The sequence below is a fragment of the Rummeliibacillus sp. POC4 genome, assembly GCF_003576525.1.
In the GTDB taxonomy this organism is placed as follows: Bacteria; Bacillota; Bacilli; order Bacillales_A; family Planococcaceae; genus Rummeliibacillus.
In genome coordinates this window covers 19536-41063 of sequence record NZ_QWUA01000021.1, presented here as the reverse complement: position 1 = coordinate 41063, position 21528 = coordinate 19536, and the positions used below count along the sequence as shown (strand labels likewise).

Below are 21528 nucleotides of genomic sequence, written 5' to 3'. Positions count from 1 at the left end.
TCTATAGAGAGAAGTCTTTTGTCGATTAGGAGGTAAATGATGAATAAAAAAATAATTATTAACACGCTTGAGAAAATAGCACTCTATTTAGAACTTCAAGGCGTTAACCCATTTAAAATATCTGCATTCAGAAAAGCTGCTGCAGCATTAGAAGCGGACACACGAAGTATAGATGAGATTGAAGATATTACAGCTATAAAGGGTATCGGTAAAGGAACAGCAGCTGTTATTCATGATTTGTTAGAAAATGGACAATCTGAAGTGCTGCTACAATTGGAAAATGAAGTTCCAAAAGGCTTGCCACCATTGTTAAAATTGCCAGGTTTAGGTGGGAAAAAGATAGCAAAACTTTATCAAGAACTTGGAGTGGACTCAGCAGAAAGTTTAAAAGAAGCTTGTGAAGATGGAAAAGTTTCAGCACTATCTGGATTTGGTAAAAAAACAGAAGAAAAGATACTAAAAGAGCTAGAATCTTTTGGCAAAAGAGCAGAGTTTCATCCTGTATGGTTATTAGAAGAAGTTGTCTCTGGAATTGAGGAGATCCTAGAACAGATACCGGAGATTCAACAATCTTCTGTAGCTGGTAGTTTTAGACGTGTAAAAGAACAAAGTAAGGATGTTGACTTTATCATTGCAACAAGTAAGCCGGAAGTAGTGAAGGAAGCATTATTGTCTAAATTGGCTGTAAAAGAAATCATTGCGGCTGGAGACACGAAAGTATCTGTCACGTTACAAACAGAAGATGTGAATGTTGACTTTCGCTTAGTATCACAGGCTGAATATGCAACAGCGCTTCATCACTTTACTGGTTCAAAGGAACATAATGTTCGAATGCGACAAATCGCTAAAGAGCGTGGCGAGAAAATCAGTGAATATGGTGTAGAACAGCAAGATGGATCTATTTTAACTTTTAATACTGAAAAGGATTTCTTTGCACATTTTGATTTGCCTTTTATCCCTCCAACTGTACGGGCAGGTACTCACGAATTTGAACGTCTTGATGATATACCAAATCTAGTGCAACTTAGTGATATTAAATCTGATTTGCATATGCATACGACTTGGTCAGATGGTGCGAATGCAGTTCGTGAGATGGGGGAAGCTTTAATAGCAAAAGGTTATCAATATGCAGTCATAACAGATCATTCCCAATATCTAAAAGTAGCGAATGGTCTTACACCAGAGCGATTAATCGAGCAACGAAAAGAAATTTGGTCCTTCAATGAAAAACATCCAGATTTCCGATTATTAGCGGGAACTGAAATGGATATATTACCAGATGGTTCGCTTGATTTTGAAGATGATGTAATGGCTGAATTGGATTTTGTGATTGCATCAATTCATTCTAGCTTTTCACAACCCCAAGAGAAAATCATGGAGCGATTGCATAATGCGATGAAAAATCCTCATGTCGATATGATTGCACATCCAACGGGGCGTGTGATTGGTCAACGTGATGGGTATAATCCTGATATACCTCAACTTATTGCATGGGCGAAAGAATATGGTAAAATTTTAGAGTTAAATGCAAATCCGTATCGACTGGATCTTTGTGTAGAGCATTTAGAAATGGCTGCAAATGCGGGTGTTCCTATTGCGATTAATACAGATGCTCATGCAATCGAGCAATTACGTTATATGGAAATTGGGACAAAATACGCTCAAAAAGCTTGGTTGAAAAAAGAAAATATCGTAAACACATGGTCATTCAATGATTTTGTGAATTTTTTAGAGAAAAAATAGGAGGTGTTTTAAGTGATTGCAGAACGCGCACTAAAAACACTAGAGTTTGATAAGGTACGTGCCCAAGTGGCAACTTATTGTACATGTTCTATCGGTACATCAGCAATTGAAAAATTAGTACCTGAAACAGATTTAGCAACAGTGAAGAAATTATTAGATGAAATGGATGAAGGGTTATCTATTTTACGCGTAAAAGGATCTGTGCCGATGGGAGGAATATTCGATATTCGCCCTCATGCAAAACGTGCACAAATTGGTGGTATGTTGAGTCCTCAAGAATTGATGGAAATCTCAAGTACCATTCGTGCGAGTCGCATCTTCCGTGAATTTATCGAAGTTATTGAAGATGAAGATGTGATTCAAATTCCGCATTTTATACAAAAGAAAAATGATATTCCTGTGCTCACTGGATTACAACATGAGATTAATTCTTGTATTGATGAAAATGCAGCAGTCATGGATTCTGCAAGTTCTGAATTACGCTCAATTCGTCAACAATTACGTGCGCAAGAAGGCCGTGTACGTGAAAAGTTGGCAAGTTTAACTCGAGGTAGCAACGCTTCTAAAATGCTTTCTGACTCAATCATTACTATTCGTAACGATCGTTTTGTAATTCCTGTAAAGCAAGAATACCGAGGACACTATGGCGGTATCGTACATGACCAATCTGCATCAGGACAAACACTTTATATTGAGCCTGATGCTGTAGTTCAAGCTAATAATGAAATTCACCGTCTAAAGGCAAAAGAAAAAGTAGAAATTCAAAAAATATTGCTTCATCTTTCGGCTTTGGTTCAAGAGGTTGCACACTCGTTATTCGAACTAGTTCAGTTATTAGGTGAAATTGATGTTATATTGGCCAAAGCAAAATATGGACAGGCCAACAAATGTACAATGCCTATTATGAATGATGAAGGTTATCTTAAATTAGGAAAAGCACGTCATCCTTTATTGCCAATAGACGAAGCAGTAGCCAATGATATCGAGTTTGGTCGTGATATTACAGCAATTGTTATTACTGGTCCAAATACTGGTGGTAAAACAGTTACTTTAAAAACAGTAGGCTTATGTACTTTAATGGCGCAGGCTGGAATTCCTGTACCTGCATTAGATGGATCGGAGTTATCTGTATTTACAGAAGTATTTGCTGATATTGGTGACGAACAATCCATCGAACAAAGTTTATCTACATTCTCTAGTCATATGGTGAATATTGTAGATATCCTTCAAAAGTTTGATGAGCGTTCATTAATCTTATTCGATGAATTAGGCGCAGGTACTGACCCTCAAGAAGGTGCAGCGCTTGCAATATCTATCTTAGACGAAGTTCATGGACGAGGTGCTCGTGTTATGGCAACAACACACTATCCCGAACTTAAGGCATATGGCTATAATCGTGAAGGTGTTATTAATGCCAGTGTTGAATTTGATATTGAAACACTTAGCCCAACTTACCGTTTACTAATTGGTGTCCCAGGACGCAGTAATGCTTTTGAAATTTCAACTCGACTAGGATTACCAGAGCATATTATTAATAGTGCCAAATCTTTCACAGGTACAGATCGACATGAAGTCGAATCGATGATTGCTTCTCTTGAAGAAAGTCGTCGTCGTTCCGAAGCTGATGCAGAACGCTCTCATCAATTATTAGAAGAGGCCGAAAAATTACAAGCAGAACTTGATAAAAAGCTAAAAGAATATGAAGAAAACAAAGAAGAGCTTGCTAAAAAAGCAAAAGAAAAAGCTCGCAAAATTGTTGAGGATGCAAAACGAGAAGCAGAAGAAGTAATCGATGAACTTCATAAAATGCGTTTAAATGCAAACAAAGTTGTTAAAGAACATGAAATCATTGAAGCACGTAAAAAACTAGAAGAAGCTGCTCCTGAAGAAAATCGCATTTTGAAAAAACAACGCCAAGCAAATGCTCGTGCTATCAACTTGCAAAAGGGCGATGAAGTTAAAGTACTAAGCTACGGTCAAAAAGGAACATTACTAGAAAAAGTTTCAGATAAAGAATGGATTGTTCAAATTGGTATTTTGAAGATGAAGCTCGAAGAATCTGATTTAGAATATGTGAAACCTGAAAAAGTGAAAGATACAGTATCAGTTGCCAATGTTCGAAATCGTGATTCTTATGTGAAATTGGAATTAGATTTACGAGGAGAACGCTATGAAGATGCAATGATCCGTACTGAAAAATATTTAGATGATGCATTATTGTCTAACTATAATCGTGTATCCATTATTCATGGTAAGGGTACAGGTGCTCTTCGACAAGGAATCCAAGCATTACTAAAACGACATAAACGAGTGAAATCATACCGTTACGGTGAAGCTGGGGAAGGCGGATATGGTGTTACCGTTGTGGAATTGAAATAATAGAGAATTATGGAAGTGGGGGATTTTATGTTGCTAAGTAGCTTTTGGCATCATCCAATTGTTGAGACAGCAGGCTATTTCAGTATTGTTGTACTATGCCTCGTTGTATCAATGGTAATATTTGAGCTAGTTACAAAATATAAAAACTGGCAAGAAATAAAGAACGGCAATATCGCTGTGGCCTTAGCAACTGGCGGTAAAATCTTAGGGGTGTGTAATATATTCCGTTATTCGATCGAGAGACACAATTCATTGATAGAAATGATTGGTTGGGGATTGTTTGGATTTATCTTACTGATCTTCGCTTATATTCTTTTTGAATTTTTGACACCAACATTTAATATTGATGAGGAAATTGAACAGGATAATAAATCTGTTGGTTTTATTTCCTTTACAATTTCAGTTGGTTTATCATTTGTGATAGGTGCAAGTATTTCTTAGCAGTTTAGGAGAGTTCAAATGGAAACTTTAGCAAAAGTTTTAATGGTGGTATGTGGCCTTTTCATTATTACAGGAATTGTCTATTTAATGATGAACTAAAAGCCAGTTAGACGATGTAATTATAGATTAATATATAAAAAGCTAGGCTCAAATTAGATGCGAGCCTAGCTTTTTATTTTAAAGCTATTCTTTAAATGATAAAGATGATATGTTAATTAAATTCTCTATTAATCAATTAATTTCTAGAAAAAACGTAAAATTAGTGAATATTAATTGAAAGCGCTCCCTATTTTCCTTATAATTAAAATTAGCAATATTCTAAAATTTTGCATGGTAAAGGAGGCGTATCAATTGACCGAAAAAATTTGGTTAAAGAACTATCCTCCAAATATTCCTACAACAATGGAATACGAGGAAATTCCATTACAGGAATATTTGACGAGGGCTGTAGAAAAAACTCCTACGAAAATTGCGATTCACTTTCTTGGTAAAGAATTAACTTATCAAGAGTTATATGAATCCTCATTAAAGTTTGCAAATTATTTAGTGAAAATTGGCATCGAAAAAGGGGATCGCGTAGCAATTATGCTGCCAAACTGTCCGCAAAGTGTTATAGCTTATTACGGTATCTTATATGCTGGGGGTACTGTGGTTCAGACAAACCCACTTTATACTGAAAGGGAGGTAGAATATCAACTTAAAGATTCAGGTGCTAAGGCAATTGTTACATTAGATATACTTTATCCTCGTATTATGAAAGTGCAAAAGAATACAGATTTAGAAAATATAATTGTAACGGGCATAAAAGATTATTTACCATTCCCGAAAAATCTGTTGTATCCTTTTGTTCAAAAAAAGGAATATGGTTTTAAAGTGACAGTTGAGCATAGTGGCATGAATCATCTTTTTACTGAAATTATGAAGATTGGCCAAGTGAAAAAGGTTGAAGTTTCAACCAACAATGAAGATGATATTGCGTTACTTCAGTATACTGGAGGTACAACAGGTTTTCCGAAAGGCGTTATGTTGACGCATAAAAACCTAGTGGCCAACGTACAAATGTGCAGTGTCTGGATGTCTGAATGTACACCTGGTGAAGAAGTAATTATGGGGGTATTACCATTTTTCCATGTGTATGGTATGACAACTGTTTTACTACTATCAGTAATGCGTAAAGATAAAATGGTGTTAATGCCTAAATTTAATGCAACAGATACGTTAAAAGCCATTCAAAAACAAAAAGCTACTCTGTTCCCTGGTGCACCAACATTATATATTGGCCTCCTGAATCATCCAGATATTGATAAATATGATCTCTCATCTATTAAAGCATGTATAAGTGGATCAGCTTCATTACCTGTTGAAGTACAAGAAAAATTCGAAAAAGTTACTGGAGGAAAATTGGTAGAAGGATACGGATTAACAGAATCTTCACCGGTAACACATGCCAATTTCTTATGGTATGGAGAACGTGTAAAAGGTTCTATAGGTGTTCCATGGCCAGATACAGATGCGGCTATTTTTAAGACAGATACATTAGAACAGTTGCCTGTAGGTGAAGTGGGTGAAATTGCAGTAAAAGGCCCACAAGTGATGAAAGGATACTGGAATCGTCCTGAGGATACAGAGATGACTTTACGTAATGGCTGGTTACTAACAGGTGATTTAGGCTATATGGATGAAAACGGGTATTTCTTCGTGGTTGATCGGAAAAAGGATATCATAATTGCTGGTGGCTTTAATATATATCCACGTGAAATAGAAGAAGTTTTATATGAGCATGATGCGGTACAAGAATGTGTTGTTGCAGGTGTACCAGATCCATATCGCGGTGAAACAGTAAAAGCATATATTGTATTAAAAGAAGGTTATCAAGTAACCGAAGATGAGTTCAATGAATATTGTCGTGCAAATTTAGCGGCATATAAAGTCCCAAGAATATATGAGTTTCGTTCAGAACTTCCTAAAACAGCTGTAGGAAAGATTTTACGTAGATCTTTAGTGGAAGAAGAAAAAGCAAAACAAGAACAGTTAAACTAAAAATTGTACGATGCTTGACATCCTCCGGCTGAAAATATATTATAAAAATATGAATGAATGGTCATTCATATTTTTAAAAAACCGGTGGTGATCAGATTGAAAAAAAACAAGCCTAAATACAAACAGATTATTGACGCTGCTGTCATCGCAATAGCGGAAAATGGTTATCACCAGGCACAAGTTTCCAAGATTGCGAAACAAGCAGGTGTAGCTGATGGAACAATTTATCTATATTTCAAAAACAAAGAGGATATTTTGATATCTGTTTTTCAAGAGAAAATGTCAGTTTTTGTTGATAACTTGCGGGAAATTATTAATGATAGTAATTCAGCTTCTGAAATGCTCTATCGAATGATTGAAGGACATTTTAAGGTGCTATCGAATGATCATCATTTAGCAGTTGTTACTCAATTAGAACTTCGTCAATCCAATAAAGAACTTCGTTTGAAAATTAATAGTATTTTAAAAGGATATTTAAAATTGCTTGACGAAATATTACAAAAGGGTATTGAAGATGGAGAGTTTCAAGAGAATATTGATATTCGTTTAACAAGACAAGTGATTTTTGGAACGATAGATGAAGTATCTACAACTTGGGTAATGAAAGAGCAAAAATATGATTTAGTTGAAATGGCACCACGCGTTCATCAGATTTTACAAAAAGGGATTCAAAAGGGGTAATAAAAGGTGGCAAAGTGTCACAACTTTGCCACATACATATTTTTTCACAAAGGAGGAAATAGGGAATGGAATATCTAAATTATAGAGTGGATGAAGGTGTTGCTATTGTGACGATTAATCGTCCACCTGCAAACGCTTTATCTAGCGGACTAGTTGAGGAAGTAAATCGTCTTTTAGATACAGTTGAAAATGATCCAGATATACGAGTAGTTTTGTTACATGGGGAAGGTAGGTTCTTTTCAGCTGGAGCAGATATAAAAGAATTTACTGAATTTTCAACAGTTGATGCTTTTTCAACATTATCAACTAGAGGACAAGATGTCTTCGAAAAACTGGAAGCCTTTCCTAAACCAATCATAGCAGCAATTCATGGTGCGGCTTTAGGTGGAGGGCTTGAACTTGCAATGAGCTGTCATTTTAGATACGTAAGTGAGACAGCGAAATTAGGTTTACCTGAATTACAGCTAGGTCTAGTACCAGGGTTTGGTGGCACACAGCGCTTACCACGTTATGTTGGTGCAGCAAAAGCGGCAGAAATGATGTTCACTAGTGATCCTATATCTGGTATTGAGGCTGTAAAATGGGGGCTTGCGAATCGAGCGGTACCCGAAGAGTCCTTATTAGAAGAAGCACTTAAAACTGCTAAGAAAATTGCAAAGAAAAGTCCAATTGCTTTAAAAACAGCAATCGAACTACTGCAATTTACAAAACCCGCATCTTTCTATGAAGGGATCTCTGCTGAAGCTGAAGGATTTGGAAAAGTTTTTGCAACAGAAGATGCGAAAGAAGGAATCCAAGCATTTATCGAAAAAAGAGAGCCTGTTTTTAAAGGTCAATAAAAGTATTGGGAGGTTAGTTATATGAATATTTATGTATTAGTAAAACGAACTTTTGACACTGAAGAGAAAATCGTATTAAACGGTGGCGTTATTCAAGAAGACGGTGCAGAATTTATCATCAATCCTTACGATGAATATGCAATTGAGGAAGCCATTCAAATCCGTGATGCACAAGGTGGAGAAGTGACAGTTGTTACAATTGGCGGAGAAGACGCTGAAAAACAACTTCGCACAGCCTTAGCAATGGGTGCCGATAAAGCAGTACTAATCAATGCAGAAGAAGATGTAGAAGATTTAGATCAATTCTCTGTAGCATATATTTTAGCCGAATACTTAAAAGACAAAGAAGCAGACCTGATTATAGCTGGTAATGTTGCAATAGATGGTGGATCTGGTCAAGTAGGTCCACGTGTTGCTGAATTATTAGATATCAATTATGTTACTACAATTACAGACTTAGATATCGATGGTGATACTGTTAAACTTGTGCGAGATGTAGAAGGTGATTCAGAAGTGATTGAATCTTCGTTACCATTATTAGTAACAGCACAACAAGGTTTAAACGAACCTCGTTATCCGTCTTTACCTGGAATCATGAAAGCTAAGAAAAAACCATTAGAAGAACTAGAATTAGATGATTTAGACATTGATGAAGATGACGTTGAAGCAAAAACAGAAACAGTAGAAATCTTCTTACCAGCTCAAAAAGAAGCTGGTCGCGTGCTTCAAGGTGAATTGCAAGACCAAGTAAAAGAACTTGTTCAATTACTACATTCAGAAGCAAAAGTTATATAAGCTGATTTAATATTGCTGAGGAGGAAATCGTATGTCAAAAAAAGTACTAGTTTTAAGTGAAGTACGTGAAGGAACTTTAAGAAATGTTTCGTTTGAAGCAATTGCATCTGCAAAAACAATTGCTGATGGCGGTGAAGTAGTTGGCGTTCTAATTGGAGATGCAGTAGAAACTTTAAGTGCAGAACTGATTCAATATGGTGCTGATCGTATTGTGACTGTGGAACATCCTCATTTAAAACAATACACATCTGATGGCTTTAGCCAAGCATTTGTTGCAGTAGCAGATGCAGAAAAGCCAGATGCTATTGTGTTTGGTCATACAGCACTTGGTAAAGACTTGTCACCGAAGATTGCAAGTAAATTACAAAGTGGATTAATCTCAGATGTGACAGCAATTGAGGGTGAAGGTGATGATGCTTTATTTATCCGTCCAATTTACTCAGGTAAAGCATTTGAAAAAGTAAAGGTAAAGGATGGCTTAGTATTTATCACAATTCGTCCAAATAACATTGCGCCACTTGAAAAAGACGAGTCTCGTTCAGGTGAAGTTTCTAGTATATCAGTAGATATTACAAATTTACGTACTGTTATTAAAGAAGTAGTACGTAAAACTACAGATGGAGTAGATTTATCTGAAGCAAAAGTAGTGGTATCTGGTGGCCGAGGTGTTAAAAGTGCTGAAGGCTTTGCTCCATTACAAGAATTAGCAAAAGTTTTAGGCGGCGCTGTAGGTGCTTCACGTGGTGCATGTGATGCAGATTATTGCGATTATTCATTGCAAATTGGTCAAACTGGAAAAGTCGTAACTCCAGATTTATATATTGCTTGCGGAATCTCTGGAGCAATCCAACATTTAGCAGGTATGTCTAATTCAAAAATCATCGTAGCGATTAACAAAGACCCTGAAGCTAATATTTTCAAAGTAGCAGATTACGGGATAGTTGGAGACTTATTTGAAGTCGTACCAATGTTGATCGAAGAATTCAAAAGTGTTGCTGTAAAATAATGATTCGAAAAGCTCTGTGAACTTTTGCAGAGCTTTAATTTTTATTAAAACAAAATATTATGTTAAAATAGTGCAATAGTGAGCAGAACAGTCGCCTCATAATTTCTTTTATGCTACACTACCGATACATATAGTATTAAGGAGGAAATATAAAAATGGCAATTGTACATTCAACAGACGCAACATTTTCAAATGATATTGCAAATGGATTAGTATTAGTAGACTTCTGGGCAACTTGGTGTGGACCATGTAAAATGATCGCTCCAGTACTAGAAGAACTTGATCAGGAATTAGCTGGTAAAGTGAACATTGTAAAAGTAGATGTTGACCAAAACCAAGAAACTGCTAGCCAATTTGGTATTATGTCAATCCCAACACTATTATTGTTCAAAGATGGCGAACAAGTTGATAAAACTGTTGGTTTCCAACCAAAAGAAGCATTAGCTGAATTCATCCAAAAACACGCGTAAGTTTTTTTGGGTTATAAACGAAACCGGGTTCCTACTAGGTACCCGGTTTTTTTTAGAGGTGATTTGATGAATGATTTAATCAAACAAAAGCTATCTATCTTACCTGACCAACCAGGATGCTATTTAATGAAAGATCGACAAGGTACTATCATTTACGTGGGAAAGGCAAAAGTACTTAAAAATAGAGTACGTTCATACTTTACTGGAACGCATAATGGTAAAACACAACGACTTGTTAGTGAAATTGAAGATTTCGAATACATTGTAACTTCCTCAAATAAAGAAGCCTTTTTGCTCGAACTAAATTTGATAAAATTACATGATCCAAAATACAACATCATGTTAAAGGATGATAAAACATATCCTTATATCAAAATCACAAACGAAAAACACCCACGATTATTGACAGTTCGGAAAGTTAAAAAAGACAAAGGCAAATACTTTGGACCATATCCAAATGTCTATGCAGCAAATGAAACTAAAAAATTGCTTGATCGCTTATATCCTTTACGAAAATGCCAAACCCTTCCTAATCGTGTTTGCTTGTATTACCATATCGGTCAATGCCTAGCCCCTTGTATAAAAGATATAGAAAAAAAGGTATACGATGATATGGTTCAGGAGATTGTGAATTTCTTAAATGGTGGCCACGCAAAGGTTAAAGAAGAATTACAGAAAAAAATGTTAGCTGCTTCTGAACAGCTAGATTTTGAGCGTGCAAAAGAATATCGAGATCAAATAGCTCATATCGAGTCTGTAATGGAAAGACAAAAAATTACGACAACTGATTTTACCAATAGAGATGTATTTGGCTATGCGGTAGATAAGGGATGGATGTGTGTCCAAGTATTTTTTGTAAGACAAGGAAAACTTATTGAACGAGATGTATCTTTATTTCCTTCATATGGTGAACCGGAAGATGAGTTTCTAACTTTTGTAGGCCAATTTTATGAAAAGGCGGAACATATTAAACCGAAAGAAATTCTTATTCCCAAAGAAATTGAAGGAGATATGTTGCAACAAGTCTTAGATATCAACGTGTTACAACCACAAAGAGGAAATAAGAAGGAATTGCTTGATCTAGCATCAAAAAATGCTCAAATAGCAATTTCAGAAAAATTCCAACTAATCGAGAGACAAGAACAAAGAACAGTGGGTGCTTGTGAACAACTAGGTGATGCGATGAATATTGCTACTCCACTACGAATTGAAGCGTTTGATAACTCGCATATTTTCGGGGCTGATACTGTTTCAGCCATGGTTGTCTTTATAGATGGTAAACCTAGTAAAAAAGAATACCGTAAATTTAAAATCCAAAATGCAAATGCACATGATGATTATGGTGCAATGAGAGAAGTTATTCGTCGGCGTTATTCGAGAGTTTTAAAAGAAGGTTTACCACTTCCAGACTTACTGGTGACTGATGGAGGGAAAGGTCAGATGGAAGTGGCCAGAGAAATTTTGGAAGATGAGCTAGGGCTAGATATACCAATAGCTGGATTGGCAAAAGATGATAAGCATCAAACGTCTCAATTGCTTTATGGAAATCCGCCTGAGATTATTCCATTAAAACGAACTAGTGAAGCGTTTTATCTATTACAGCGTGTCCAAGATGAAGTGCATAGATTTGCAATTACATTCCATAGACAATTACATGAAAAAAATGCTATTACATCTATTTTAGATGAGATTCCAGGAGTAGGCCCAAAAAGGAAACAACAATTACTAAAACATTTTGGATCGATTAATAAGATTAAAAAAGCAACTTTTGATGAATTGCAAAAAGCTGGTGTACCTAAAAAACTAGCTCAGACAATAATTGACTTTTTTTCGGAAAAACGATTGCAAGGGAAGTAAATGATATGGTATCTTAGTGTCACCAATTAAAAATCACTGATTTAGTGATGATAGAGGCGCGGATTTCAATAGTACCCGACCGGAGGATGATTAGATTCTTTGAAAGTCGGTGAAAGGGGAAGCCGCCGAAGTTGCAAGTTTGCTAATTCCAACTTGCTGCTGGTTCTACATTGAAGAAATGTAGAATTGTCAGAGTCGAAAATAGATTCTGGAGGGCTATCTCACATGAATGTTCTTTTGAACGTGCATGCTAAGAGCAGCCTATTCACTTTATGTGAAGAGCTGCTCTTTTTTCATTAGAAGTCATTGTGAAAGTCGCCCACACATTCTGATGTAGGGGGAGCGTTTTGATGAGTACTTTAGTAGTGAAATTTGGCGGAACTTCCGTTGCAACAACAGAAAGAATTATGCATGTTGCTAAGCGCATTCAGCGTGAGAAACAAAATGGATATGACATTGTCGTTGTCGTATCAGCAATGGGTAAAACAACGGATCAACTTGTGGATATGGCCCACGAAATTTCCGAATCACCTTCAAAGAGGGAAATGGATGTATTGTTGACCACTGGAGAACAAGTGACGATTTCATTGTTATCAATTGCATTACATAAGTTAGGAATCGAGGCAAAATCATTTACTGGCTGGCAAGCAGGTATTGTTACAGAACATGTACCAAGTAACGCGAGAATCGAGAACATAAAGCCAAAAGCAGTCAATGATGCGTTAAAAGCAGGGGAAGTGGCTGTCGTTGCTGGCTTCCAGGGGATAGATGACGAAGGAAATATTACTACGCTTGGACGTGGTGGTTCAGATACGACTGCAGTTGCTATTGCTTCAGCGTTAAATGCCGAACGTTGTGATATTTATACAGATGTTGATGGTGTTTATACGAGTGATCCACGATTTGTAAAAGGTGCTAGAAAGTTAAAGGAATTGTCTTATGACGAAATGCTTGAACTAGCGAACCTAGGAGCAGGTGTCTTACATCCACGATCTGTCGAAGTAGCAAAAAATCACAACATTCCTATGTCTGTTCGTTCGAGTTACGAGGATGTTGAAGGTACAATCTTGAAGGAGGAAATCGAAGTGGAAAAAGATTTAGTAGTACGTGGTGTTGCGTTTGAACCGGATATTATTCGTTTAACAGTATATTATAAAGAGGCCTATAATGGTTCGTTAGCTAATATTTTTACAACATTAGCAAAAAATCATGTCAATGTTGATATTATTGTTCAAACGATTATTCAAGGAACACAACCATCTGTATCATTTTCAGTAAAAAAAGAAAATTTACAAGATACATTACAAGTTCTATCTGAACATAAAGATATCCTTGGATATGATCATATAGATTACGAAGGCGAACTAGCAAAAGTTTCAATTGTAGGATCAGGTATGGTATCAAATCCAGGTGTAGCAGCTTCCATGTTCGACCGTTTATATCGTGAAGGTATACCAGTAAAAATGGTAAGTACTTCTGAAATAAAAGTATCAGTTGTAGTACCACAAGAAGATATGTTAAAAGCTGCGAATGCACTACATGAGGAATTTGGTCTTTCATTAAAAGAAAAGGTTGCACAATAATAAAAAAGAAATGTATAGATAAGTTAAAAGGACTTCACAAAAATAGTTTTAGTGGAGTCCTTTTGCATAAAAAGACTCTCTCACTAATATTCAATGAGAGAGTAATATTTTTTTGAATACCCGACGTATACTTAGATTATTATGTAATATAAGATTTTAAAGACATGCTAATCTTCTAAGTGGTATTAATCTATTATTCTTCTATTTTATCTTTTAAGTCCCATTTAATATGGAATTTGACTTGACCTTGCTTAACTTTTTTCTCTTCATAGCATTCCGTTAAAAAGCCACTACATTTTTGTTGGTTTTGAGCTAAAAAACCCGCTTCTAGACGAAAACAACGTTGGTCAAATTTAAGAATCTCTGGATCACCAGTTAAAGTACAAAATGCTTCACTTGCGGAAACCTTATCGATAGTCAAATCTCCCCAACCAGCTTCATGGAAGAAAGGGATTGCTTCTTCTAATTCATAGAGTGGAAATTTCCGGGCTAATTCTTTTCCGCTCCAATATAGAATATCTTCTTCATTTTTGCCCAAAATAGAAGATAGTACGTGATCACGGATTAATTCATATCCAAATTGTGTTATTTCATGCTTTTGTTGAGTAGACATTGAAGGTCCTTCTTTCATATTTTTTTGCCTATATTATTTCTAAAAAAGAAATATCAAATGCCAAGTAGGAAATCTCTACTTATTTAAGAATAATCTAGACAAGAACTACTTATATAAAAAGTTCATGATTCCTTGACGCTATTGTGGTATGAGAGTACAATAAACTTGTCATAATATTGTACCATTATGAAACAAGCAGTCAATAGATGTCCGGTTACAAAAACGTGGCAAAAAATTGACATCTTGTTTCCAAGTACTAAGGGGGGTAACAGTCTTGTCGAAAGATCGAGAGTTTTATTGGCGTCGTCTGCATTCTCTTCTTGGAATTATTCCAGTAGGGCTATTTTTGACGCAACACTTGTTAATCAATTTCTCAGCAACAAACGGAGAAGCATCATTTAACAAAGCAAGTGAATTTATGGGGAATCTACCATTTTTATGGTTCCTTGAGTGGTTCGTAATTTACATTCCTTTAATGTTCCATGCATTCTATGGTGTGTTTATTGCATTTACAGCATCACCAAATAACAAACGTTTTGGTACTTTCCGTAACTGGATGTTCCTATTACAACGTATTACTGGTGTATTCTTAGTAATTTTCATTGCTTGGCATATTTTCCAAACAAGAATCCAAAAAGCACTTGGTACAGAAGCTGACTTTAACATGATGGTTGATATTTTATCTAACCCAATCATGGTTGTATTCTATGCATTAGGTATTATCTCAGCTACTTTCCATTTAGCTAATGGTATTTGGTCATTCTTAGTAAGTTGGGGTATTACACAATCTCCAAAATCTCAAAGAGTTGCAACTTTCATCACAATGATTTTCTTTGTAGTGTTATCTGTAATCGGCGTTGGCGCTCTACTTGCATTTTTGTAATAGTCTAGTGAAGACTTGTAAGCGCTTGATTACTATTTGAACGAGGAGTGAGAAAAAAACATGGCTAAAAGTAAATTGATAGTCGTTGGTGGTGGACTAGCTGGCTTAATGGCTACTATGAAAGCTGCCGAAATGGGCACAGAAGTTGAATTATTCTCATTAGTTCCGGTAAAACGCTCACACTCTGTATGTGCGCAAGGCGGAATTAATGGTGCCGTAAATACAAAAGGTGAAGGGGACTCTCCTTGGATCCACTTTGATGATACTGTATATGGTGGGGACTTCTTAGCAAACCAACCACCAGTTAAAGCAATGTGTGATGCAGCACCATCTATTATTCATATGTTTGACCGTATGGGCGTTATGTTCAACCGTACCCCAGAAGGTTTATTAGATTTCCGTCGTTTCGGTGGTACACAACATCACCGTACAGCATTTGCTGGTGCGACTACTGGTCAACAACTTCTTTATGCACTTGATGAACAAGTTCGTAAATGGGAAGTTGAAGGATTAGTTAAGAAATATGAAGGCTGGGAATTCTTAGGTGTAATTCTTGATGATGAAGGCGTATGTAAAGGTATTAAAGCTCAAAACCTTACATCTTCTGAAATTAAAGCATTCCGTGCTGACGCTGTAATCATGGCTAGTGGTGGTCCTGGTATCATCTTCGGTAAATCAACTAACTCAATGATTAATACTGGTTCTGCAGCATCTATCGTTTATCAACAAGGTGCAAAATATGCAAATGGTGAAATGATTCAAATTCACCCAACTGCAATCCCTGGTGATGACAAATTACGTTTAATGTCAGAATCAGCTCGTGGTGAAGGTGGCCGTATTTGGACTTATAAAGACGGTAAACCTTGGTACTTCTTAGAAGAAAAATATCCTGCATACGGTAACTTAGTTCCACGTGATATCGCAACACGTGAAATCTTCGACGTATGTATCAACCAAAAACTTGGTATTAACGGCGAAAACGTTGTTTATCTAGATCTTTCTCATAAAGATCCACATGAACTTGACGTTAAACTTGGTGGTATCATTGAAATCTACCAAAAATTCGTTGGTGATGATCCACACAAAGTTCCAATGAAAATCTTCCCAGCAGTTCACTACTCTATGGGTGGTCTATGGGTTGACTTTGATCAACATACTTCAATTCCTGGCTTATTCGCTGCAGGTGAATGTGATTACTCTCAACACGGTGGTAACCGTCTTGGTGCTAACTCATTACTTTCAGCTATTTACGGTGGTAGCGTTGCAGGTCCGAATGCTGTTAACTACATTCATGGACTTGATAAACACGTTGATGATCTTCCATCATCTATGTACGATAAAGCTGTTAAAGAAGAACAAGCTAAATGGGATGAAGTATTACGTTTAGATGGTACTGAAAATGCATACTTACTTCACAAAGAACTTGGTGAAGTAATGACTAAAAACGTTACTGTTGTTCGTTACAACGATGGTTTAAAAGAAACTCTTGTAAAATTACAAGAATTAAAAGAACGTTGGAACAACATTAATATTAATGATACATCTAAATGGTCAAACCAAGGTGTTCAATTCACTCGCCAATTAAGAAATATGATTGCTTTAGCAAATGTTATTACTAAAGGTGCTTTACTTCGTGATGAATCTCGTGGAGCTCACTATAAACCTGAATTCCCAGAACGTAACGATGAAAAATTCCTTAAAACAACAATTGCTGAGTTTACACCTTCATTTGATCCAAAAATTAGCTACGAAGACGTTGATATATCTCTTATCAAACCTCGTAAACGTGACTATACGAAAGGAGCTCACTAATTATGGGAAACGAAGCGCAAAAATATGTTGAGGTTGAAGTTCAACGTCAAGATGATGCTAACTCTAACCCCTATTGGGAAAAATTCAGAGTTCCGTATCGTCCAAATATGAACGTAATCTCTGTTCTTATGGGAATTCGTGAAAACCCTGTAACAGTTGAAGGAAAACAAACTACTCCTGTTGCATGGGACATGAACTGTTTAGAAGAAGTATGTGGGGCATGTTCAATGGTAATTAATGGTCGCCCACGTCAATCATGTTCAGCATTGGTTGATAAATTGGAACAACCATTGAAATTACAACCTATGAGTACTTTCCCTGTAATTCGTGACTTACAAATCGATCGTAGCCGCATGTTTGACTCTTTGAAACAAGTTAAAGCTTGGGTTCCAATCGATGGTTCTTACGATTTAGGTGAAGGTCCTCGTATGCCAGAACGTAAACGTGAATGGGCATATGAATTATCTAAATGTATGACTTGTGGTGTATGTTTAGAATCATGTCCAAATGTTAACAGTCATTCAGACTTTATGGGACCAGCTCCACTTTCACAAGTACGTTTATTCAACGCACATCCAACAGGCGCAATGACTAAAGATGTACGTTTAAACGCTATTATGACACCAGGTGGTCTTGAAGGCTGTGGTAACGCACAAAACTGTGTATTAGCTTGTCCAAAAGGTATTCCTTTGACAACTTCTATCGCAGCATTAAACCGTGCTACAACTGTTCAAATGTTCAAGAACTTCTTTGGTTCTGACCATATGGTTGACTAGTAAAAAGATAGATAACGAGAAACTCCGTACTTACTTGGTACGGAGTTTTTTATTTATTAAATTGTGTTTAAAAATATCTAAATTCACATTTCGATCATCTAATACTGACTCAACAAATTCCCAACCACGATTTAGATAATATTCAGCAGCATTTTCAGTTTTAAGATACACCTCTCTAAAACCTAATGAGACTAAGTGTTTTAATAAGGCATCAATAAGGCTTATTCCGATTTTTCTTTCTCTGTAGTTCGGGTCCACGTAAAGGGAAGCTAACCAAGGCTTAAAATGTGTGCATTTCTTGAAATCATTTTCAAATATTGATACTGTGCCAACACATTGATGATCTAATATAGCTATGAATGTTATTGGGAATTTCGATGAATAAGTATCTGAAAAAAAGTCTACAACATCATCAAAAGACATTTTGCTACTCGAAGGTAATACAAATTCTTTATAGACCATCTGCGAAACAGCTTTAACAAACTCCTTGTTTTCACTTAAAAGTGTTATTTCTATTTCCAAACAAATCCCCCTAGCATGTATAAATTTGTAATTATATCTATTCAATGGATGTTTCTATATTCCTTCATTAAAAGATGTACAATAAATAATCCTGTAATAAGTTGTGAAAAACAGAAGTAGTAGTTATGTGGAATTATTTAAATGTTCTGATATAATAAAATGAATAATCATTCATTTTACAACAAGGGGGATTTTTGAAATGATAAAAAGTTATATTGAAGATTTAGAAGAGTGGCAAAAGGATTTTACTTTTTTCACGCCTATTAAAGTTAGGTTTTCTGAAACTGATTTGTATGGGCATATGAATAATACAGTACCTATTGTATATTTTGAACAAGCAAGAATTGAGTTTCTAAATAATTTAGGAATTATGGAAGAATGGCTAGATAGGGAAATAAATAACATAATTGTGATTGCAGACATACAATGTGATTATGTAAAACAGGTATATTTTGATGAACAATTAAAGGTATATGTTAAGATTGCCAAGATAGGTACATCTTCATTAGATCTACATTATCTAGGTGTAGATGATTTTGACCATATATGTTTTACAGGTAGAGGGACAGTCGTTCAGATGAACCAAGAAACTGGAAAATCAGTACCTTGGGAAGAACGACAATTATCCAAACTAAACAACCAAAAGAAAAGTAATATTATTCTATAAAAAAACTTCGGGCAAATGCCGTCACCGCTATTCAATTCCTATCATACTTTACAGTGTGAGGGGATTGGAGGGGCGCACGTAAATGAGTCGTTTTCATCATTCAATTTTGACGAAAAGAGAACACGAAATATTTCTTTTATTAATGAAGGATTATACGACAAAAGAAATTGCTAAAGAGCTAGGTATAAGTGAAAAAACAGTTCGAAACCATATTTCTAATACTATTCAGAAACTGGGCGTATCTAGTCGCGCACAAGCAATGCTTGAGTTAATCCGTTTAGGGGAGTTTACTTTAGAGTAAAAAGTACACTTGCCATTTTGAAAAAAACACTTCACAATAGGAATAAGTAATCCTTTTGAGGAGTGGAGTAGCTACATGTCAAACCAAGAGCAACAGAATAACACACATGATATTGAACAAATTGCATTGTTAGAAAAAGAGTTACGTCATATTGCAGCTCTTATAAAACAAAAAGGTAGAGAAATTTTAAGTGATTACACAATAACACCACCACAGTTCATCGCTCTACAATGGCTTCATGAGCTAGGAGACATGACAATTGGAGATCTTTCGAATAAAATGTATTTAGCGTTCAGTACGACAACCGATTTAGTTGATCGTATGGAAAGAAACGAACTAGTACAACGAATTCGGGATAATCAGGATCGTCGTGTCGTTCGTATCCATTTGCTTAAAGAAGGAGAACGTATTATTGAAGAAGTAATTGAACAACGTCAAAATTATTTGGCAGATATCGTCAAAGATTTTAAATGCGAAGAAGTTCAATCTCTTTCAATATTATTAAGCAAACTATACAAAGAAATGAACCAGGATAGAGGCGGTTAATGTGAATGCTCCCATTGGAGTAATTGATTCAGGAGTTGGTGGGCTAACCGTTGTAAAGGAAATGCTTCGCTATTTACCAAATGAATCGATAACCTATTTAGGCGACACTGCTCGTTGCCCATATGGTCCCCGTTCCAAGGAACAGGTGATTCAATTTACTTGGCAAATAGTCGATCAGCTTGAAAAAATGAATATTAAAATGCTTGTGATTGCTTGTAACACAATTACAGCAGTCGCATTAGAAGGACTACAAAAACGTTGTAAATTCCCTGTAATCGGTGTGATTAATGCAGGTGCTCAAGCAGCTGTCAAAGCAACAAAATCACATGATATTGCAGTTATTGCAACTCAAGGAACAGTTAAAAGCGGTGCATATGAAAATGCACTTTATTCATTATATTCCTCTAGTAACGTAACATCTTTAGCGTGTCCAAGATTAGTACCACTTGTTGAAAGTGGAGAATACCAAGGCGAATTTGCCAAAAGCTTGGTAGCGGAAACACTAGCGCCATTAAAAAATGAAAAGTTTGATACGATGATTTTAGGATGTACACATTATCCAATTATTCAAAGTCTAATTGAAGAAGTAGTAGGCGACCAAGTTCATGTTGTTTCATCTGCAGAGGAAACAGCAAAACATGTAAAGGAAATTTTACAGTTCCAGCATATTGCTAGAACAGACAAAAAATCTCCAGAGTATCTTTTTTATACAACAGGCTCAGTTCCTATCTTCAAAACAATTGCAAGTAATTGGTTACCCTTAAAAGAAGTCCATGTCAAACGAATAAAACTATAGTATGAAGCTCGAAAAGTTTTCTTTTCGGGCTTTCTTTTTGAGTTATTATACATAGGACGAGTAGTTTTGCTCGGCTCGTCATTGATTCTTAGTTATAAAATGTTATGTTTTAAGCTACTGGAGTTAAAGAAAGCGAAATGATAAAATAAATTGGAATATTAGGAGGAATTTTTATGAAACAAGTTGTTATTGCTACAAAGAATAAAGGAAAGGCTAAAGATTTTGAAGCTATTTTTGCACCGCTTGGCTATGAAGTCTTGACATTATTTGATGTAGCACCAGATATGGAAATTGAAGAAACAGGAACAACATTTGAAGAAAACGCAATTTTAAAGGCAGATACCGTTGCAAAACATCTCAATACATTTGTAATTGCAGATGATAGTGGACTTCAAATAGATGCCTTAAATGGAGAACCAGGCGTATATTCTGCAAGATATGCAGGAGATCATGATGATGAAGCGAATATTAAGAAAGTATTAGAAAATTTAGAGGGAGTACCTGAAGAAAAGCGTACAGCACGATTTTGCTGTTGCTTAGCTATTACCGGCCCAGAACATAAAACAAAAACTGTATTTGGTACGTCCGAAGGTATTATCTTAACTGAAAAACGTGGCAATAATGGCTTTGGTTATGATCCAATTTTCTATGTACCTTCAATGGAACGAACAATGGCTCAAATGACTGCTGAAGAAAAAGGGTCTATTTCACACCGTGGAAATGCAATTCGTAAATTAGCAGAAGAATTACCATCTTGGTTTAAATAGGAGAGGGTAGC

General features: G+C 35.9%; 21 protein-coding genes and 1 riboswitch. Of the genes, 19 read left to right on the top strand and 2 right to left on the bottom strand.

Going from position 1 to position 21528, the window contains the following annotated elements; all coding sequences use genetic code 11:
• Positions 1-39: 39 nt before the first annotated feature.
• The 11 genes from polX to D1606_RS08405 all read left to right on the top strand — a co-directional run bounded on the left by polX (position 40) and on the right by D1606_RS08405 (position 13834).
• A complete protein-coding gene (gene polX, locus D1606_RS08455; RefSeq protein WP_199670700.1) occupies positions 40-1743 on the top strand; it encodes a DNA polymerase/3'-5' exonuclease PolX in 1704 nt (567 codons plus the stop codon).
• 12 nt (positions 1744-1755) lie between these two features.
• The gene (locus D1606_RS08450) at positions 1756-4122 is read left to right on the top strand and encodes an endonuclease MutS2 (RefSeq protein WP_119415570.1); all 2367 of its coding nucleotides are present in this window, start codon (positions 1756-1758) and stop codon (positions 4120-4122) included.
• A 27-nt stretch (positions 4123-4149) separates the two neighbouring features.
• Positions 4150-4563: a DUF350 domain-containing protein gene (locus D1606_RS08445; protein ID WP_119415569.1), complete on the top strand. Its 414-nt coding sequence runs from the start codon at positions 4150-4152 to the stop codon at positions 4561-4563.
• Between the two features lie 351 nt (positions 4564-4914).
• Positions 4915-6603 (top strand): AMP-binding protein, encoded by a 1689-nt coding sequence (locus D1606_RS08440; RefSeq protein WP_119415568.1) that lies wholly within the window; start codon positions 4915-4917, stop codon positions 6601-6603.
• Positions 6604-6699: 96 nt separating this feature from the next.
• On the top strand, positions 6700-7284 hold the full coding sequence (locus D1606_RS08435) for a fatty acid metabolism transcriptional regulator FadR (protein WP_119415567.1): 585 nt from the start codon (positions 6700-6702) through the stop codon (positions 7282-7284).
• A 65-nt stretch (positions 7285-7349) separates the two neighbouring features.
• Complete coding sequence (locus D1606_RS08430) at positions 7350-8123, top strand: enoyl-CoA hydratase (RefSeq protein ID WP_119415566.1); 774 nt, start codon at positions 7350-7352, stop codon at positions 8121-8123.
• Between the two features lie 21 nt (positions 8124-8144).
• On the top strand, positions 8145-8918 hold the full coding sequence (locus tag D1606_RS08425; protein ID WP_119415565.1) for an electron transfer flavoprotein subunit beta/FixA family protein: 774 nt from the start codon (positions 8145-8147) through the stop codon (positions 8916-8918).
• Between the two features lie 31 nt (positions 8919-8949).
• A complete protein-coding gene (locus D1606_RS08420; protein ID WP_119415564.1) occupies positions 8950-9924 on the top strand; it encodes an electron transfer flavoprotein subunit alpha/FixB family protein in 975 nt (324 codons plus the stop codon).
• 155 nt (positions 9925-10079) lie between these two features.
• Complete coding sequence (gene trxA, locus D1606_RS08415; protein WP_102691131.1) at positions 10080-10394, top strand: thioredoxin; 315 nt, start codon at positions 10080-10082, stop codon at positions 10392-10394.
• A 66-nt stretch (positions 10395-10460) separates the two neighbouring features.
• Complete coding sequence (uvrC, locus tag D1606_RS08410) at positions 10461-12251, top strand: excinuclease ABC subunit UvrC (protein WP_119415563.1); 1791 nt, start codon at positions 10461-10463, stop codon at positions 12249-12251.
• A gap of 43 nt (positions 12252-12294) precedes the next feature.
• A riboswitch (Lysine riboswitch) is annotated at positions 12295-12478 on the top strand.
• A gap of 123 nt (positions 12479-12601) precedes the next feature.
• Positions 12602-13834, top strand: a complete 1233-nt coding sequence (locus D1606_RS08405) for an aspartate kinase (RefSeq protein ID WP_119415562.1) — start codon at positions 12602-12604, stop codon at positions 13832-13834.
• Between the two features lie 193 nt (positions 13835-14027).
• Here D1606_RS08405 and D1606_RS08400 read toward each other — a convergent pair whose 3' ends face one another.
• Positions 14028-14447 (bottom strand): DUF2507 domain-containing protein, encoded by a 420-nt coding sequence (locus D1606_RS08400; protein ID WP_119415561.1) that lies wholly within the window; start codon positions 14445-14447, stop codon positions 14028-14030.
• A gap of 274 nt (positions 14448-14721) precedes the next feature.
• Between D1606_RS08400 and D1606_RS08395 the strand changes: the two genes are divergently transcribed.
• From D1606_RS08395 to sdhB, 3 genes are read left to right on the top strand one after another with little or no spacing between them, the layout of a single operon-like run.
• Positions 14722-15330 carry a succinate dehydrogenase cytochrome b558 subunit gene (locus D1606_RS08395; RefSeq protein ID WP_119415560.1) on the top strand — a complete coding sequence of 203 codons (609 nt, stop codon included), beginning with the start codon at positions 14722-14724 and terminating at the stop codon, positions 15328-15330.
• A 60-nt stretch (positions 15331-15390) separates the two neighbouring features.
• Complete coding sequence (sdhA, locus tag D1606_RS08390) at positions 15391-17142, top strand: succinate dehydrogenase flavoprotein subunit (RefSeq protein ID WP_119415559.1); 1752 nt, start codon at positions 15391-15393, stop codon at positions 17140-17142.
• A 2-nt stretch (positions 17143-17144) separates the two neighbouring features.
• Complete coding sequence (gene sdhB, locus D1606_RS08385; RefSeq protein ID WP_119415558.1) at positions 17145-17918, top strand: succinate dehydrogenase iron-sulfur subunit; 774 nt, start codon at positions 17145-17147, stop codon at positions 17916-17918.
• Between the two features lie 30 nt (positions 17919-17948).
• On the opposite strand, the gene D1606_RS08380 is transcribed toward sdhB, so the two are convergent.
• Positions 17949-18440 (bottom strand): GNAT family N-acetyltransferase, encoded by a 492-nt coding sequence (locus tag D1606_RS08380; protein ID WP_233548055.1) that lies wholly within the window; start codon positions 18438-18440, stop codon positions 17949-17951.
• A 199-nt stretch (positions 18441-18639) separates the two neighbouring features.
• On the opposite strand from D1606_RS08380, the gene D1606_RS08375 reads away from it, so the two are divergent.
• The 5 genes from D1606_RS08375 to D1606_RS08355 all read left to right on the top strand — a co-directional run bounded on the left by D1606_RS08375 (position 18640) and on the right by D1606_RS08355 (position 21517).
• Complete coding sequence (locus tag D1606_RS08375) at positions 18640-19107, top strand: acyl-CoA thioesterase (RefSeq protein ID WP_119415557.1); 468 nt, start codon at positions 18640-18642, stop codon at positions 19105-19107.
• An 82-nt stretch (positions 19108-19189) separates the two neighbouring features.
• Positions 19190-19408 (top strand): helix-turn-helix domain-containing protein, encoded by a 219-nt coding sequence (locus D1606_RS08370; RefSeq protein WP_119415556.1) that lies wholly within the window; start codon positions 19190-19192, stop codon positions 19406-19408.
• A 75-nt stretch (positions 19409-19483) separates the two neighbouring features.
• Entirely contained in the window at positions 19484-19954 is a 471-nt protein-coding gene (locus D1606_RS08365) for a MarR family winged helix-turn-helix transcriptional regulator (RefSeq protein WP_119415555.1), read from the top strand.
• Position 19955: 1 nt separating this feature from the next.
• The gene (gene racE / locus D1606_RS08360) at positions 19956-20750 is read left to right on the top strand and encodes a glutamate racemase (protein WP_119415554.1); all 795 of its coding nucleotides are present in this window, start codon (positions 19956-19958) and stop codon (positions 20748-20750) included.
• A 173-nt stretch (positions 20751-20923) separates the two neighbouring features.
• Positions 20924-21517 carry an XTP/dITP diphosphatase gene (locus D1606_RS08355; protein WP_119415553.1) on the top strand — a complete coding sequence of 198 codons (594 nt, stop codon included), beginning with the start codon at positions 20924-20926 and terminating at the stop codon, positions 21515-21517.
• Positions 21518-21528: the final 11 nt, after the last annotated feature.

Coding starts and splice junctions, on each gene's coding strand:
- D1606_RS08375 (WP_119415557.1), top strand. CDS start 18,640: ATGATAAAAAGTTATATTGAAGATTTAGAAGAGTGGCAAAAGGATTTT.
- D1606_RS08445 (WP_119415569.1), top strand. CDS start 4,150: ATGTTGCTAAGTAGCTTTTGGCATCATCCAATTGTTGAGACAGCAGGC.
- polX (WP_199670700.1), top strand. CDS start 40: ATGAATAAAAAAATAATTATTAACACGCTTGAGAAAATAGCACTCTAT.
- D1606_RS08420 (WP_119415564.1), top strand. CDS start 8,950: ATGTCAAAAAAAGTACTAGTTTTAAGTGAAGTACGTGAAGGAACTTTA.
- D1606_RS08370 (WP_119415556.1), top strand. CDS start 19,190: ATGAGTCGTTTTCATCATTCAATTTTGACGAAAAGAGAACACGAAATA.
- D1606_RS08425 (WP_119415565.1), top strand. CDS start 8,145: ATGAATATTTATGTATTAGTAAAACGAACTTTTGACACTGAAGAGAAA.
- sdhB (WP_119415558.1), top strand. CDS start 17,145: ATGGGAAACGAAGCGCAAAAATATGTTGAGGTTGAAGTTCAACGTCAA.
- D1606_RS08365 (WP_119415555.1), top strand. CDS start 19,484: ATGTCAAACCAAGAGCAACAGAATAACACACATGATATTGAACAAATT.
- D1606_RS08405 (WP_119415562.1), top strand. CDS start 12,602: ATGAGTACTTTAGTAGTGAAATTTGGCGGAACTTCCGTTGCAACAACA.
- D1606_RS08355 (WP_119415553.1), top strand. CDS start 20,924: ATGAAACAAGTTGTTATTGCTACAAAGAATAAAGGAAAGGCTAAAGAT.
- D1606_RS08430 (WP_119415566.1), top strand. CDS start 7,350: ATGGAATATCTAAATTATAGAGTGGATGAAGGTGTTGCTATTGTGACG.
- uvrC (WP_119415563.1), top strand. CDS start 10,461: ATGAATGATTTAATCAAACAAAAGCTATCTATCTTACCTGACCAACCA.
- sdhA (WP_119415559.1), top strand. CDS start 15,391: ATGGCTAAAAGTAAATTGATAGTCGTTGGTGGTGGACTAGCTGGCTTA.
- trxA (WP_102691131.1), top strand. CDS start 10,080: ATGGCAATTGTACATTCAACAGACGCAACATTTTCAAATGATATTGCA.
- D1606_RS08400 (WP_119415561.1), bottom strand. CDS start 14,447: ATGTCTACTCAACAAAAGCATGAAATAACACAATTTGGATATGAATTA.